Consider the following 15,217-nt stretch of genomic DNA (forward strand, 5'->3'; position numbering starts at 1 on the left):
CGAGTCAACCGGAAAACCGAGACTTCGCCCCCGTTTCGCGCGGTCGCACCCCGTTCGTGGCGCCCGCACGATGTCGCGCATGCCGTGCTCGCCGTCAACGAAGGATTCACGGGCGTTGCTTAAGGAGACGGATCGGGACGGGCGAGAGGAGACAGCCATGAGCATCGACGCGACGGCGGGCCTGTCGGCCGCCTGGTCCTCGAGCCGGACCGACTTCGCCATGCAGGCGCTCAAGCGCGCCGGCGAGACCGCGGACGCGAATCGCCTGGTCGAGGCGAGCCTCGCCACCATGCAAGAGGCCAATGCCGAACCCGCCGCGGCGCCCCCGCGCGAGCCGGCGCCGCCTCCGCCCGGCCAGGGCCGCTACGTCGACACGATGGCCTGAGGCACGCGGGCGTCCGCGCGCTGCGACGCGCATTCTTAAATCTTTGCCACGCTTTCCGCGCCGCCCGCGCGCGCTCCCCGGCGCGCTCGCGGGCGTTCGTGCGCGCCGGCTCTCACACTTTCGTCGCCCCGCACGGCCTGCGGCGCGAACGAGCCTTCACAAGGCTGTCACGATGGGAGTAGATTTTCCGGACGGGAGCGTGGAGCGATCCCCTCCCCGCCGGAGGAGGTGACGTGAGCGTACACGTTCAGCCGATCGTCCGGCCGGACGCCTGTCCGGCCCTCGTGCTCAACGCCGATTATCGGCCTTTGAGCTATTATCCCCTGTCGGTCTGGTGCTGGCAGGACACCATCAAGGCGGTGTTTCTCGATCGGGTGAACATCGTCTCGCATTACGACAAGACGGTGCGAAGTCCCACCTTCGAGATGCGGCTTCCCTCCGTCGTCTCGCTCAAGACCTACGTGAAGCCGACGCGCATCCCGGCCTTCACGCGCTTCAACGTCTTTCTCCGCGACCGATTCACCTGCCAATATTGCGGCGCCCGCGAGGAATTGACCTTCGACCACGTGATTCCCCGCTCCAAGGGCGGGCAGACCACCTGGGAGAACGTCGTCGCCGCCTGCTCGCCCTGCAACCTGCGCAAGGGCGACCGCCTGCCGCGGGACGCCGAGATGATTCCCCGCCAGGCGCCCTTCGCGCCCTCCTTGGCGGATCTCCACCAGAACGGCCGGCACTTCCCGCCGAACTACCTCCACCACAGCTGGATGGACTACCTCTACTGGGACACCGAGCTGGAACCGTGAGGGCTCAGGTGCGCCGGGCACCCATGGCCGCGCTCGCGAACGCGATCATCGCGAGCCCCGCGGAGATCACCGCGTTCCAGCCGGCCATGGAGAGGCCGAGGAAGCGCCACGCCGCGTCCGTGCAGGAGACGACGCGCACGGTGTCGAGCTGGGCGAGGAAGTCGTCCATGGACGCCGCCGCCGGCGCGGCCGCCCCGCCGCAATCGGCCGGGCCGAGCCAGAAGTCCCATTCGACGCCCGCATGGTAGATGCCGAGCCCGGCTGACACGACGAAGACGAGCCCGAGCAGCGCCACGAGCCCGCGCCCCGCAGCCGGCCGGCCCGAAAGCGCGATCGCCACGAGCCCCAGCGGCAGCGCGACGTAATAGGGCCAGCGTTGCAGGAGGCACAGCGCGCAGGGCAGGTAGCCGAGCCCGTATTGGAAGACGAGCGCGGTGGCGATCGTCGCCCCCGCGACGAGGGTGATCAGCAGCGCGACGAGACGCCGGTCGCGCAGGAGGTCGACGGGAGAGGCTGTCATGAGGTCGTGCCGCGCGCTCCGATGCGAGGGGCCCGTTAGCGGGGTTCGGGCAGGGGAATCCGGCGGCTCAATAGCGCGCCGGGCGCGCCGACGGAAGCGTCGCGCCGTCGCGGGCTTTCGCGGGGGCGCTTTATGCGCTAATCGCTCCCGTCTGGAACAACGGGACGCCCCATGCTGCAGAACCTTCGCAACGTCGGTAAGACCTGGGTCGGCAAGGCCGTCGCGGCCGTGCTCTTCACGCTGCTCATCCTCTCCTTCGCCGTGTGGGGCATCGGCGACATCTTCCGCGGCGGCGCCTCGACCACGGTGGTGCGCGTCGGCGATACCGAGATCGACGCGCAGACCGTGCGCGACGCCTACACGCGCCAGATCAGGCGATTGTCGGCGCAGCTCGGCCAGCCGATCACGCCCGAGCAGGCGCAGCTCTTCGGCATCGATCAGCAGGTGCTGGGGCAGATCGCGACGGAGGCGGTGCTGAGCGAGCGCGCCCGCGAGCTCGGCATCCGCGCGGGCGATGCCCTCGTCGCGCGCTCCATCGCCGACGATCCGACCTTCCAGGCGGGTGGCCAGTTCGACGCCAATGCCTTCCGGCGCTTCCTCTCGCTCGCCGGCATGTCCGAGCAGATGTTCGTCTTCGAGCAGGCGCGCGAGCTCGAGCGCCGCGCCATCGTCGAGGCGGTGGGCGCCGGCATCGGCGCACCGGTGGCCGCGCAGGAGGCGATCCACCGCTACGATTCGGAGCGCCGTGCGGCGGACTACGTCGTGCTGCCCGAAAGCCTCGCCGGCGAGATCGCCGAGCCCGACGAGACGACGCTGGAGAGCTTCTTCTCCGAGCGCCGCAGCCAGTGGCGCGCGCCGGAATACCGCGCGGCCCAGGTGCTGGCGATCTCGCCGGAGGCCATCGCCGATCCCGCGTCGATCGAGGACGACGCCGTCGCGGCGCGCTACGAGGACGTGGCGACGGCGCGATTCGGCACGCCCGAGCGCCGCACCATCCAGCGCATCCCCTTCCCGAGCGAGGAGGAAGCCGCGGCGGCCGCCGCGCGCATCGCGAGCGGCGAGACCACGTTCGAGGCGCTCGCCGCCGAGCGCGAGGTCGCGCCGGACGTCCTCGACCTGGGCACGCTCGCCCGCTCGGAGATCCTCGACCCGGCCGTGGCCGAGGCCGCCTTCGGCCTCGAGGAGGGCGCGGTGAGCGAGCCCGTCGCCGGGCGCTTCGGGTCCTCGCTCGTGCGCGTGACCGCGGTCGAGCCCGAATCGGTGCAGCCTATCGACGAGGTGGACGAGGCGCTGCGCATGGAGATCGCGCTCGAGCGCGCCACCGACCGCATCCGCGACGTCTACGACGCGGTGGAGGACCAGCGCGCCGCCGCGATCCCGCTCTCCGACATCGCCGCCGAGCGCGGCCTCGATCTCCTGACGATCGAAGCGGTGGATCGCCAGGGCCTCGGCCCGGAGGGCACGCCCGTCGAGCTGCCGGCACGCCAGGGGCTGCTGCCGGCGCTCTACGAGACCGGTATCGGCGTCGACAACCTCGCGCTCCGCACCGAGGGCGGCGGGTACGTCTGGTACGACGTCACCGCCATCGAGCCCGCCCGCGACCGCGAGCTCTCGGAGGTGCGCGACGAGGTAGTCGCGGCGTGGCGCGACGAGCAGGTGGCCGAGGCGCTCACGGAGCGCGCGCGCACCATAGTCGAGCAGCTGGAGGGCGGCGCGACGCTGGACGACGTCGCCGCCGAGACCGGGCTGACCGTCGCGCGCGCGGAAGGCCTCGCCCGCGGCCAGGCGGCGGCGCCCCTCACCGAGCCCGCGGTGACGCGCCTCTTCGCCACCCGCGTCGGCGAGCCCGGCTCTGCGCCGCTCGGCGAGACGGAGCGCGTCGTCTACCGCGTCACCGAGGCGAGCGCGCCGGACTACCTCACCACCACGCCGCAGGCCGAGGAGATCGACGCGCGCATGTCCGAGTTCCTGACGCAGGACGTGCTCGAGCAGTACCTCGCCTATCTGCAGACGGAGCTCGGCGCCGAGATCGATCAGGCCGCCTTCGATGCGGCGGTGCGCGGCGGAGCCTTCTGATGGAGGTCGCCCCCGCCTTCGAGGAGGTCGCCGCTTCCTACGAGGCGGGGCGGCCCTCCCTCGTCGCGACGCGCCTCGTCGCCGACCTCGAGACGCCCGTCGCCGCCTTCCTGAAGCTGCGGCGGGCGAAGACCGGGCCGGCCTTTCTGCTCGAATCGGTGGAGGGCGGCGCGACCCGCGGACGCTATTCCATGATCGGGGTCGCGCCGGACCTGATCTGGCGCTGCCGCGACGGGGCGTGCGCCATCGACCGCGCCGCGCTCTCGGGCGAAGGGCTCTTCGAGCCCGACGCGCGCGCGCCGCTCGACAGCCTGCGCGCCCTCATCGCCGAGAGCCGCATTCCCCACGAGGGCGACCTGCCGCCGATGGCGGCGGGACTGTTCGGCTATCTCGGCTACGACATGGTGCGCGAGATGGAGCGGCTCGGCCCGCCCAATCCCGACGTGCTCGACGTGCCGGACGCCGTGCTCGTGCGCCCCACCGTGATGATCGTCTTCGACGCCGTGCGCGACGAGATCAGCCTCGTCGCCCCCGTTCGCCCCAAGCCCGGCACCTCGGCGAAGGCGGCCTACGAGAGTGCGCTCGGCCGGCTCGAGAGCGTCGTCGAGGCGCTGGAGGCGCCGCTTCCCGCGGAGGCGCGCGCCGAGATCGCCGACACGACGGCGATCGACATCGTCTCGAACACGCCCGACGACGTCTACGAGGGCATGGTCGAGCGGGCGAAGGAATACATCCGCGCCGGCGACATCTTCCAGGTGGTGCTCTCGCAGCGATTCGAGGCGGCCTTCCCGCTGCCCGCCCTGGCGCTCTATCGCTCGCTCCGGCGCACGAATCCCTCGCCGTTCCTGTGCTACCTCGATTTCGAGGACTACCAGATCGTGGTCTCCTCGCCGGAGATCCTGGTGCGCGTGCGGGCGGGCGAGGTGACGATCCGCCCCATCGCCGGCACGCGCCCGCGCGGCGCGACGCCCGCAGAGGACGAGGCGAATGCGCGCGATCTCCTCGCCGATCCCAAGGAGCGCGCCGAGCACCTGATGCTGCTCGATCTCGGGCGCAACGATGCGGGGCGCGTCTCCGAGCTCGGCTCCGTGCGGGTGACGGATTCGTTCTTCCTCGAATACTATTCTCAGGTCATGCACATCGTCTCGAACGTGGTCGGGCGCCTCGACCCGCGCCGCGACGCGCTCGATGCGCTCGTGGCCGGCTTCCCGGCGGGCACGGTGTCCGGCGCACCCAAGGTGCGGGCGATGGAGATCATCGACGAGCTCGAGCGCGACAAGCGCGGGCCTTATGCCGGCTGCATCGGCTATTTCGGCGCCGACGGCGAGATGGACACCTGCATCGTGCTGCGCACCGCCGTGGTTAAGGACGGGCGCATGCACGTCCAGGCGGGCGCGGGCGTGGTCTACGACAGCGTTCCCGCCTCCGAGCGCATGGAATGCGTCAACAAGGCGAAGGCGCTCTTCCGCGCCGCCGAGGACGCGGTGCGCTTCGCCAGCCGCGCGCGCCGCGGCCAATGAACTATCGCCACGCCTTCCATGCCGGCAATTTCGCCGACGTGATGAAGCACGCTGTTCTCGCGCGCCTCCACGCCTATCTCGCGCGCAAGGAGGCCGCCTACCGCTACATCGATACGCATGCGGGTATCGGCCTCTACGACCTCGCCGCCGACGAGGCGCAGCGTACGGGCGAGGCGCAGGCCGGCATCGGGCGTCTCGACGAGCCGTTCGCGCCGGAGGTGGAGGCGCTGCTCGCGCCGTATCGCGAAGCGCTCGCCGCCGTGCGTGCGCGCCACGGCGAGAGCGCCTATCCCGGCTCGCCCGCCCTCGCGCGCGAGATGCTGCGCCGGCAGGACCGCGGCATCCTCGTCGAGCTGCATCCGCAGGACGCGGCGACGCTGACCGCCCGCTACGAGACGGCGGCGAACCTCAAGGTGCTGGCTCTCGACGGCTGGACGGCGCTCACGAGCCTCATCCCGCCCAAGGAGAAGCGCGGCCTCGTCCTCGTCGATCCGCCCTTCGAGGCGCCGGGCGAGCTCGACCGCCTCGCCCGCGCACTCGTCGCCGCCACGGGCAAATGGCCCACCGGCGTCTATGCCGGCTGGTACCCGATCAAGGATCCGCGCGAGGCCGATCGCGCGGCCGCGCAGTTCCGGGGCCTCGCAAGGCCGGGCCTGCGGCTAGAGCTCCTCGTCGACGACACGAAGCGCGTCGACCGGCTGAACGGCTGCGGGCTCTTCGTCATCAACCCGCCCTTCACGCTGGAGGACGAGGCGCGGCTCCTGCTGCCCGCGCTGGCGCAGCGGCTCGGTCGCGCGGGCAAGGGCTCGTCGCGCGTCGTGCGCATAGGCGCAGCGCCGTGAGCCCGGGCGCGCGCTTGCCGGCGCGCGCATCCGCGTGTGACAAGGGGTCCCTGCCGTCTCCAAGGTCGAGGATGTCCCGATGATCCTGCGTACGTCGCCCGCTTCCCCGTTCGGCCGCAAGGTCAAGATCGCCGCCTCCGTGCTCGGTCTCTCCGATCGGATAGAGATCGTGCCCGCGGACACGTCCGACCCGAACGACGACCTGCGCCGCCAGAATCCCGTGGGCAAGATCCCGGTCCTCCTCACCGAGGACGGCACGGCGCTCTACGATTCGCCCGTCATCGTCGAGTTTCTCGACCACGTGGCCGGTGGCGGCAGGCTGATCCCGGCGGGCACCGGGCGCTTCCAGGTGCTCACGCTGCAGGCCCTGGCGGACGGGCTGATCGACGCGGCGATCCTTCAGGTCTACGAGGTTCGCTACCGTCCCGAGGAGCGCCGCGAGGCGACGTGGGTCGCCTATCAGGCCGAGAAGGTCACGCGCGCGCTCGATCATCTGGAGGCGAAGGTGGGCGCCATCGGCGACGCGCTCGATGCGGGCACCATCGCGCTCGCCTGCGCGCTCGGCTATCTCGATTTCCGCTTCCAGGGCACCTGGCGCGCGTCTTACCCGAACCTCGTCGCCTGGCTCGACGGCTTCACCGCCCGCGTCCCGGCCTACGGCAAGACGACGCCGGCCTGAGGCTTTCGCGCATCCATCGGCGCCGATCGCGCGTATCTCCTGCACACGTGACGCGGGAGACACGCAATGGCGCCGAAGGCGGCTCTGGTGACGGGCGGGGCGAAGCGGATCGGCCGGGCGATCGTCGAGCGGCTCGCCGCGGAAGGCTATCGCGTGGCGATCCATTGCAACGCCTCCGTCGTCGACGCGGAGGCGCTGGCGCAGGCCATCGGCGCGGCGGGCGGGCGCGCCACGGTCGTCCAGGCGGACCTCTCGGATGCCGACGCCGTCGCCGGCATGATCGCGGCGGCGACCACCGCGCTCGGCCCCCTCGACCTCCTCGTCAACAATGCGAGCGAATTCGAGGACGACCGCATCGAGACCCTCGATCTCGCGCGCTACCAGCGCACGCTGGCCGTCGACCTCACCGCCCCGCTGATCCTCGCCCGCGACCTCGCCGCGCAGCTGCCGGAGGACACCGAGGGCCTCGTCGTCAACATCCTCGATCAGCGGGTGTGGAAGGAGACGCCGTACTTCTTCTCCTACCAGATCGCCAAGTCCGCCCTCTGGACGGCGACGCGCACCATGGCCCGCGCGCTCGCCCCGCGCATCCGCGTCAACGCCATCGGCCCGGGGCCGACTCTGACGAGCCCGCGCCAGGGGGACGAGGATTTCGCCAAGCAGTTCGCGGCCGTGCCGCTGCGCCGGTCCTCCTCGCCGGAAGAAGTCTGCGAGGCGCTGATCTACCTGACGCGCGCGCGCAGCGTCACCGGCCAGATGATCGCGTTGGACGGCGGCCAGCATCTCGCCTGGGAGACGCCGGACGTTGTCGGCATCCGCGAGTGAGGCGCATCACGCCGTGAGCGCGATGGCCGAGACGAGGCGGCCGTAATCCGGCTCGGCGCGATGCGTCGCGCGGCGGTAGGAGTAGAAGAGGCCCTCGTCCGAATAGGTGCAGCGCGCGAGGTCGTGTGCCGCGCCCACTTCGGCGCGGGCGAGACGCGCGAGAATGTAGGCCGGCAGGTCGAGCTGCCATTTGCCCTCCCGGGCACCCGGCGCGAAGACGTGCTCCGCGCTCGCGTCGTCCGCCAGGAAGGCGTCCCGCAGCTCGCCCCCGACCTCGTAGGCCCCCTGCCCGATCGTGGGGCCGAGGACGGCGACGATGCGCTCGCGCGCGGCGCCCAGGCGCTCCATGGCGTCCACGGTCGCCTCCGCGACGCCGCCGAGCGCGCCGCGCCAGCCCGCATGCGCGGCGCCGATGACGCCCGCCTTCGCGTCCGCGAAGAGGATCGGCCCGCAATCGGCGGTGAGGATCGCGAGGGCGAGGCCGGGTTTGCGCGTCACCATGGCGTCGGCCTTGGGCCGCGCGTCCGCCGCGATCGGCGCCTCGACGACGACGACGTCGGGCGAATGCACCTGATGCAGGCTCACCAGCGCCTCGGGAGCGACGCCGAGATGCTCGGCCATGCGCGCACGATTCGCCAGCACGCGCGCGCGTTCGTCCGCGGACCCGAGCCCGCCGTTCAGGCTCGCGTAGAGCCCCTCCGACACGCCGCCCTCGCGGGTGAAGAAGGCGTGGCGCACGGGGCCGTCGCCCGGGAGAGCCTGCGCGCTGATCACCATTCCATCGATCCTCATGCGAAACCCGCGCAGGCCGAAAGCCGCGGATGCGCGACGGCGAGCGCCTTGAACAGGACGCCCATGTCGTCCTCCCCCTCCCCGGCGAGCCGCGTCAGCGCGGCGCCGATCTCCTCGGAGGCCTTCGCGCTCGCCCGCGAGGCGAGCGTGCGGGCGCGGTGCTCGATGCCCAGCGCGCGCAGGAGCGCGCCCTGCGTGACCGGCCCGAAGACCCGCGCCCCCGCATCCTGCGCGGCCTGCGCGAGCTGGGCGAAGTCGACATGCGCCGTCACGTCCGCCTCCCCCGCATCCACCAGCGGATCGGCGAAGGCGTGGCGCCGCACGGCCTGGAGCGTGTCGGCGAAGCCGGTGCGGGCGTGGCCGTAGTCGATCGCGAGCGCCGCGCCGCCGCACGCCACGATCCGCGCCGCGAGCGCGCGCATCACCGCGGCGCCGGCGGCCGCGATCTCGAGCACGGCACCGTCGGGCGCATCGTACGAGACGCTCGGGTCGGCGTCCGGGGCGAGGCCGAAGGCGAGCGCGCCGCCGGCGTCGATGCCGACCAGCCGCTCGCGCCAGGCGCCGCGATCGCGCACCACCTGGCGGATCGGCAGCGCGTCGAAGAACTCGTTGGCGAGCGCGATCACGGGGCGGTCGGGCACGTCGTCCAAGCTCGCGTGCCAGTGCACGCCGCCGCCGAGCGCCGCGGGCGGGCTCGCGAGCGTCGCCCGCTGGCGGGCGCGCAGGACGGGGCTCGTCTCCACGAGGTGCACCGCCGCCGCCTGGAGGAAGCCCGGCGCCACCTTCGCCGCGCGCAGCGCATCCGCCATCAGCGTGCCGCGTCCCGGGCCGAGCTCGACGAGGGCGAAGGGCGAGGGGCGGCCGAGGTCGATCCAGGTCTGCGCCGCCCACAAGCCGACGAGCTCGCCGAACATCTGGCTGATCTCGGGGGCGGTGACGAAGTCGCCCGCCATGCCGATGGGGTCGCGGGTCATGTAGTAGCCGTGCGTCGGGTGGCCGAGGCACAGCGCCATGTACCGCGACACGGGGATCGGCCCCTCGACGGCGATGAGCGTGCGGATCTCGCGCTCGAGCGGCGTCATGCGGAGGGCGCCTCCCCGTCCGCGAGGGCGCCACGGCGGGTCGCGCCGGAGCGGGCGACGACGACGAGAGCGATGCCGCCCAGCAGGACGGGGATCGACAGGAGCATGCCCATGGTTATGCCGCCCGACAGCGCATCCACCTCGCGCCCGAACAGGAAGCCGAGCTGCGGATCCGGCTCGCGGAAGAATTCGGACACGATGCGCGCGACGGCGTAGCCGATGCCGAAGATCCCCGCGATCAGGCCCGGCCTGCGGAATCCCGCGATCTTCACCGCGATCAGCATGACGACGAGCAGGATCACGCCCTGCGTGCCCGCCTCGATGAGCTGGGAGGGGTAGCGCGGCACGTCGCCGCCATGCGGGAAGACGACGGCGTAGGGGAAGTCCGGCGCCGGCCGGCCCCAGAGCTCGCCGTTGATGAAGTTCGCGATGCGCCCGAAGAAGAGCCCGATGGGCGTCACCACGGCCACGACGTCGAAGATCGGCAGCACCGGCAAGCCGCGCACGCGGGCGAACAGGATCATCGCCACGATGGCGCCGGCGAGGCCGCCGTGAAAGGCCATGCCCCCGCGCCAGACGGCGAGGATCTCGAGCGGGTTCGCGAGATAGGCCTCCAGATTGTAGAACAGCACGTAGCCGAGCCGCCCGCCCAGGATGAGCCCGAGCGCCACCCACACGACGAGATCGTCGATGGCGACGCCGTCCGGCCGGCGCACGGCGCCCCAGAGCCCGTCCGCCCGCACGAGCCGCCGCGCGCCCCACCAGCCGATGGTCAGCCCCGCGATATAGGCGAGCGCGTACCAGCGGATGGCGATGGGACCGATCGCGATGGCGATCGGATCGATGTCGGGAAACGGCATGCGGCCTCGCAACCTTGCGCCCGCGTCGCGGGCGCGAATCGGATGGTCGCGGAGGTGCAGGGTTTGCGCAAGGGCGTCAAGGGCCGCAGGACGACGCGGTGCACGACGCGCTGCACGGCGTGACGGCTCGGCGCGACCTGTTGCGTCCGGCAGCCCGTGCCGCCATGTATCGCGTGGCGGCACCCGCGTGCCGCGCTTCGACCCGAACGGCGTAAGAAGGACGGCGAACCATGAACCAGAACCGCATTCTCGACGACCTCTCCCGCCTGTTCTCGGACGCGGCCGGGGCCGCGGGAGGCGTGCGGCGCGAGATCGACGCCGTGATGCGCGCTCAGCTCGAGCGGATCGTCAAGGACATGGACGTGGTCTCCCGCGAGGAATACGAGGCGACCCGCGAGATCGCCATCGCCGCGCGCGAGGAGGCCCAGAAGCTCGCGCTGCGCGTCGACGAGCTCGAGGCGCGCCTCGTCAAGCTCACGAGCCGGCCGGACTGAGCGGGACGGGGCCGGCACGCTCTAGCGCCGGCGCGCCAGGACGACGACGTTGCCGGCCAGCGCCAGCGCCGCGCCGAGGACGGCCGGCAGCGTCCAGACGTAGCCTTCCACCGCCGTCGAGACGGCGAGCGCGACGATGGGGAACATGACGGTCGCGTAGCCCGCCCGCGCCGGCCCGATGCGCCGCAGCAGCGTCACGTAGGACGCGAAGGCGATGACGGAGGCGAAGATCGCGAGGAAGGCGAGCCCGCCGAGATAGGGCCAGGTCCATTCGACGATGAAGTCCTGGCCGCGCACGAGGCTCAGCGCGAGGAGCGCGGTGGCGCCGTAGACCATGCTCCAGGCGTTTGCGGCCAGCAGCGGCACGCCGCGTCCGTGGAGGCTCGCGGAGACGATGTTGCCGAGCGAGAACGAGAGCGTGGCCGCGAGGCACAGGCCGAGCCCCGCCGCGGCGGCGAGATCGATGCCCGAGCCCGCGATCTGCGGGTAGTAGAGCAGCGCGACGCCAGCCACCCCGATGGCGCCGCCGAGCGCGACGCGCGTCTCCAGCGGTTGCTTCAGGACGAGCGCACCCAGGACGAGGTTCGAGATCGAGGCGAGGGAGAACACGACGGCCAGCAGGCCCGAGGGGATCTGCAGCCCGCCATAGTAGAACATCACGAAGTTCATGGAGAACATCAGGCAGCCGGCCGCGGCGAAGCGCAGGTGGACGCCCAGCGGCCAGCGCATGCGATCGCGGCGGAAGCCTACCCACACGAGCATGATCGCGGCCGCGATCAGGAAGCGCCAGAGCAGCGACACCTCGGGCGCGACGACGCCGAGCTGCGCCTTGAGCGCGATCCAGCTCACGCCCCAGGAGAAAACCACGGTGACGTAGAGCCCGATCGCCCCGAGATCGAGGTCTCGGGACGGTGCTGGCGTCGAGGATGCGGCGGGCGCGGCGGCGATGTCCTTCATCGCTCCGTGCTAGTCGACGCAACGAGCCGTGGCAAACGACTTCTAGTGATGCCAGGCGTCAACGCCGCTTATGGCAAACGATCGGTCTCCGGGGCGGCCGCCAGGGCGCGGCGGAAGCGCAGCGCCGCGTCCGCCAACGTCGTCGCCGCGTCCGCGAGATCGCGGGCGATGCCGGCCATCGTCTCGATGGCGTCGGCGGCGAGGCTCGCCGAGCGGCTCGCGTCGAGGCGCTCCAGCGCGCGGGAATAGGCGATGAGCGCGCGGTCGAGCTCGTGCGCCACGTCCTCGGCCTTGGTGCCCATGACCGCCGTCTCGAGCGCGAATTCGGCGTCCGGATCGGTGATCCCGAGGGCGCGCAGGCGCATGCACAGCACGTCCACCGTATGGCGGCACCAGGTCTCGCGCGAGAACATCGCGCACGAACAGGTGAGGCTCACGCCACCCGCGGCACGACGGCCGACGGTGACCTTGTGCTCGTGCCCCTCGGCCCCGCGGATCGTGAGGGCCACGGGCTCCTCGGGAAGGTCGCTTCGCGTCAGCATCTCTCGAATTCCCCCATCGGCGACGTTCCGCCCGGTCCCGGCCGTGTTCTCACGGCCATCGGCTTGGGGAAGCGCCGCTTCGCGATTCTGCTTCCCGGACGTGAAGATAGGGTTCCACCGGATTGCCGGCAACGGCTCCGAAAGACGGGGGTCGCCGGATCGCGCAGCGGGTGCATCGCCGGCAAAACGCGGCTGTCACCCCTGTGGATAACGGGGAAGCCGGGGAGAGTGCGCAAAAGCGACTCGCAGACGCGTGCATTTCGCGGCGTCAGGCCGAATCGTAAAGGTAACAAAGGGAAGACCGGGGGTGCAGTCGGGACGTCGAACCAACGGAGGCATCCGTGAACGTCCATTACCTACACGCAAGCGACGGCGTCCACCTCGTCGTCGACCGCGAAGGCCGCCGCTCCCGCCGCACCGGCGAGATGCGCGCAGGCGCGATCGCCTTCGCGCGGGAGATGATGGCGCTGCTGCCGCACTACCCGCGCTGGGACGAATGGGCGGTCTACGTCTACGACGAGGCCGGCGAGTGCGATCGCGTCGGCTTCGCAGAGGCGCGCGAGACCACGCTCACGCGGGCGCAGGATCGAGCAGCGCACACTCCCGGAAGGCGGGCGCGACGGAGCCGTTCCACGCATCGCGATAGCGCTCGAGCAGAACGCGCGCCCGCGGCCGCCCGGACTGCGCGATCTCGTCCAGCGGATCGAGATACGCGCTCTCGTCACGACGAAGCCCATCCGTGATCCCGCGCCGGGCGAGACCCGCGCGCGCGATGGCGAGAACCTCCCGGGCGACCTCGACGAGCGGCCGTCCCGCGACGGTGGCGTCTAGGCCCAGACGCGGCACGTCGGCGCGCAGGCGCTCGCGATCCTCCGCGCTCCAGCCCTTGACGAGGTCCCAGGCGGCGTCGAGCGCGACGTCGTCGTAGAGGAGCCCCACCCACAGGGCGGGCGCGGCGATCAGATGGCTGCGCGGCCCGGCATCCATCCCCCGCATCTCCAGGAAGCGCTTGATGCGCACTTCCGGGAACACGGTCGAGACGTGGTTCGCCCAGTCCGAGCGCGTCGCCATCTCGCCGGGCAGCTGCGGCAGGCGCCCCGCGAGCAGGTCCTTGAAGTTCGCGCCGGCGACGTCGTGGTAGCGCTCGCGCTTGACGAAATACATCGGCACGTCGAGCAGCCAATCGACGTAGCGCTCGTAGCCGAAGCCGTCCTCGAAGGCGATGGGCATCATGCCCGTGCGATCGGGATCGGTGTCCGTCCAGATCTGCGAGCGCATGGAGAGGAAGCCGTTGGGCGCGCCGTCGCTGAAGGGGGAGTTGGCGAAGAGCGCCGTCGAGACGGGCTGCAGCGCGAGCGACACGCGCAGCTTCTTGACCATGTCCGCCTCGCTCGAGAAGTCGAGATTCACCTGCACGGTCGCGGTGCGCAGCATCATGTCGAGCCCGAGGCGCCCGACCTTGGGCATGTAGCCCATCATGATGCGGTAGCGGCTCTTGGGCATGATCGGCGTCGCCTCGCGGCGCCAGAGCGGGCTCATGCCGAGATCGAGAAAGCCGATGCCGAGCGGCTCCGCCACGCGGAATGTCTGGGCGAGATGCGTGTCGAGCTCGTCGCGCGTCTCGTGCACGTCGGAGAGGAGAGCGCCGGAAAGCTCGAACTGGCCGCCCGGCTCGAGGGAGACGGCGCCGCCGCCCTCGCCCTCGAACAGGCCGATGAGGTTGCCGTCGTCCTCGATGCGCTCCCAGCCGGTCTCGCGCTGGAGCCCCGCGAGCAGCGCCTCGATGCCGTTGTCGCCCGCGAAGGGGACGGGGCTCGCATCCGCGCGGTAGAAGGGGATCTTCTCGTGCTCGGTCCCGATCCGCCAGGCGGAGCGGGGCTTCTCCCCCTCCGCGACCCACGCGACGAGGGCGTCGCGCGAGGTGATCGGCGTCGCATCGGAAACGTCGCGGGCCATGTACGAACCTCGTCGGGGACCATGACGGCTCTCGGGAGCGCGCCGGAGCGTGTACTTAGGCGCTTCGGCCCAGCGCCGCAATTGCGCTCGCGCGCATGCCGATCGGCATCTACGCCAGGAGGGAGCAAGGCGACGCGCGATCAGGCGTTCCCGGCGACGGGCGAGAGCATCGCGGGATCGACCCCGATCTTGCGAAACGCACTTTCGTATTTCGTCTCCGCGCTCGCGCCGAAGACGATGTCCGGATCCGCCGGGCAGGAGAGCCAGCCGTTCTTCTGGATCTCCGTCTCGAGCTGCCCCGCGCCCCATCCGGCATAGCCGAGCGCGAACATCGCGCGGTCCGGTCCGCGCCCGCGGGCCATGGCGCGCAGGATGTCGACCGTGGCCGTGAGACAGATGTCGCCGTCGATGGGCAGCGTCGATTGATCGAGGAAGAAGTCCGGCGAGTGCAGGACGAAGCCGCGGGTGGTCTCGACGGGCCCGCCCATCATCACCTTCATGTCGCCCACCCGCGCAGGCAGGCGGATCGTCTCCTCGGCGGGGATGATCTCGAGCTGAACCAGGAGATCGGGCAGCTTCACGTCCCCCGAGGGCTTGTTGATGACGATGCCCATCGCCCCCTCCGCCGAATGAGCGCAGAGGTAGATCACCGTTCGCTCGAACCGCTCGTCGCCCATGCCGGGCATGGCGAGGAGGAGCTGTCCGTCAAGATAGGCGGCCATGGGCGCGATCCCTTCCGCGAGCCGTGCATCACGAGCGTCATGCTACGCCGCGGCGCGCGCCGCGAAAAGAGCCCGGCGCGCCGCCCTTGCACGCACGTGAGCATCGCTCACGCGAACGTGGGTGGCGAAACGCCGGGCCGATGCCGACATTGAAGCCGTGGG

General features: G+C 71.4%; 16 protein-coding genes and 1 pseudogene. 9 read left to right on the top strand and 8 right to left on the bottom strand.

Translation table 11 applies throughout. The annotated features are described in order from the left end of the window. Positions 1-157 precede the first annotated feature (157 nt). Both IEX89_RS04715 and IEX89_RS04720 read left to right on the top strand, forming a co-directional pair. The gene (locus tag IEX89_RS04715) at positions 158-385 is read left to right on the top strand and encodes a hypothetical protein (RefSeq protein ID WP_188910172.1); all 228 of its coding nucleotides are present in this window, start codon (positions 158-160) and stop codon (positions 383-385) included. A 233-nt stretch (positions 386-618) separates the two neighbouring features. Next, positions 619-1,188: an HNH endonuclease gene (locus IEX89_RS04720; protein ID WP_244645097.1), complete on the top strand. Its 570-nt coding sequence runs from the start codon at positions 619-621 to the stop codon at positions 1,186-1,188. Between the two features lie 4 nt (positions 1,189-1,192). Here IEX89_RS04720 and IEX89_RS04725 read toward each other — a convergent pair whose 3' ends face one another. Beyond that, the gene (locus IEX89_RS04725) at positions 1,193-1,708 is read right to left on the bottom strand and encodes a disulfide bond formation protein B (protein ID WP_188910174.1); all 516 of its coding nucleotides are present in this window, start codon (positions 1,706-1,708) and stop codon (positions 1,193-1,195) included. 171 nt (positions 1,709-1,879) lie between these two features. Between IEX89_RS04725 and IEX89_RS04730 the strand changes: the two genes are divergently transcribed. The 5 genes from IEX89_RS04730 to IEX89_RS04750 all read left to right on the top strand — a co-directional run bounded on the left by IEX89_RS04730 (position 1,880) and on the right by IEX89_RS04750 (position 7,650). Further along, on the top strand, positions 1,880-3,784 hold the full coding sequence (locus IEX89_RS04730) for a peptidylprolyl isomerase (RefSeq protein ID WP_188910175.1): 1,905 nt from the start codon (positions 1,880-1,882) through the stop codon (positions 3,782-3,784). Then, the gene (gene trpE / locus IEX89_RS04735) at positions 3,784-5,304 is read left to right on the top strand and encodes an anthranilate synthase component I (protein ID WP_188910177.1); all 1,521 of its coding nucleotides are present in this window, start codon (positions 3,784-3,786) and stop codon (positions 5,302-5,304) included. The genes IEX89_RS04730 and trpE overlap by 1 nt, the downstream gene beginning before the upstream one ends. Next, entirely contained in the window at positions 5,301-6,146 is an 846-nt protein-coding gene (locus tag IEX89_RS04740; protein WP_188910179.1) for a 23S rRNA (adenine(2030)-N(6))-methyltransferase RlmJ, read from the top strand. Before trpE ends, IEX89_RS04740 begins: the two co-directional genes overlap by 4 nt. A gap of 79 nt (positions 6,147-6,225) precedes the next feature. Then, complete coding sequence (locus IEX89_RS04745) at positions 6,226-6,825, top strand: glutathione S-transferase family protein (protein WP_188910181.1); 600 nt, start codon at positions 6,226-6,228, stop codon at positions 6,823-6,825. A gap of 66 nt (positions 6,826-6,891) precedes the next feature. Next, entirely contained in the window at positions 6,892-7,650 is a 759-nt protein-coding gene (locus IEX89_RS04750) for an SDR family oxidoreductase (protein WP_188910183.1), read from the top strand. 6 nt (positions 7,651-7,656) lie between these two features. On the opposite strand, the gene pgeF is transcribed toward IEX89_RS04750, so the two are convergent. The 3 genes from pgeF to lgt are packed head-to-tail and all read right to left on the bottom strand — an operon-like array spanning position 7,657 to position 10,384. Further along, entirely contained in the window at positions 7,657-8,427 is a 771-nt protein-coding gene (gene pgeF / locus IEX89_RS04755) for a peptidoglycan editing factor PgeF (protein WP_188910958.1), read from the bottom strand. Positions 8,428-8,438: 11 nt separating this feature from the next. Next, complete coding sequence (locus tag IEX89_RS04760) at positions 8,439-9,524, bottom strand: class I SAM-dependent methyltransferase (RefSeq protein ID WP_188910185.1); 1,086 nt, start codon at positions 9,522-9,524, stop codon at positions 8,439-8,441. Further along, positions 9,521-10,384 (bottom strand): prolipoprotein diacylglyceryl transferase, encoded by an 864-nt coding sequence (gene lgt, locus IEX89_RS04765; protein ID WP_188910187.1) that lies wholly within the window; start codon positions 10,382-10,384, stop codon positions 9,521-9,523. The genes IEX89_RS04760 and lgt overlap by 4 nt, the downstream gene beginning before the upstream one ends. Positions 10,385-10,614: 230 nt before the next feature. Between lgt and IEX89_RS04770 the strand changes: the two genes are divergently transcribed. After that, positions 10,615-10,878: an accessory factor UbiK family protein gene (locus IEX89_RS04770; protein ID WP_188910189.1), complete on the top strand. Its 264-nt coding sequence runs from the start codon at positions 10,615-10,617 to the stop codon at positions 10,876-10,878. 21 nt (positions 10,879-10,899) lie between these two features. Here IEX89_RS04770 and IEX89_RS04775 read toward each other — a convergent pair whose 3' ends face one another. Together IEX89_RS04775 and IEX89_RS04780 are read right to left on the bottom strand one after the other, a co-directional pair. Continuing rightward, positions 10,900-11,835 (bottom strand): DMT family transporter, encoded by a 936-nt coding sequence (locus tag IEX89_RS04775; protein ID WP_188910192.1) that lies wholly within the window; start codon positions 11,833-11,835, stop codon positions 10,900-10,902. Between the two features lie 68 nt (positions 11,836-11,903). Next, entirely contained in the window at positions 11,904-12,377 is a 474-nt protein-coding gene (locus IEX89_RS04780) for a hypothetical protein (protein WP_188910194.1), read from the bottom strand. 341 nt (positions 12,378-12,718) lie between these two features. Between IEX89_RS04780 and IEX89_RS24720 the strand changes: the two are divergent. Beyond that, a pseudogene (locus IEX89_RS24720) lies at positions 12,719-12,895 on the top strand (DUF6894 family protein); the annotation flags it as partial. 52 nt (positions 12,896-12,947) lie between these two features. Here IEX89_RS24720 and IEX89_RS04785 read toward each other — a convergent pair. Both IEX89_RS04785 and IEX89_RS04790 read right to left on the bottom strand, forming a co-directional pair. Then, the gene (locus tag IEX89_RS04785) at positions 12,948-14,333 is read right to left on the bottom strand and encodes a glutamate--cysteine ligase (RefSeq protein WP_188910196.1); all 1,386 of its coding nucleotides are present in this window, start codon (positions 14,331-14,333) and stop codon (positions 12,948-12,950) included. Between the two features lie 140 nt (positions 14,334-14,473). Next, the gene (locus IEX89_RS04790; protein ID WP_188910198.1) at positions 14,474-15,055 is read right to left on the bottom strand and encodes a YqgE/AlgH family protein; all 582 of its coding nucleotides are present in this window, start codon (positions 15,053-15,055) and stop codon (positions 14,474-14,476) included. Between the last annotated feature and the right edge of the window lie 162 nt (positions 15,056-15,217).

Origin of the sequence: Salinarimonas ramus (assembly GCF_014645695.1) — a bacterium.
GTDB classification, from domain to species: Bacteria; Pseudomonadota; Alphaproteobacteria; order Rhizobiales; family Beijerinckiaceae; genus Salinarimonas; species Salinarimonas ramus.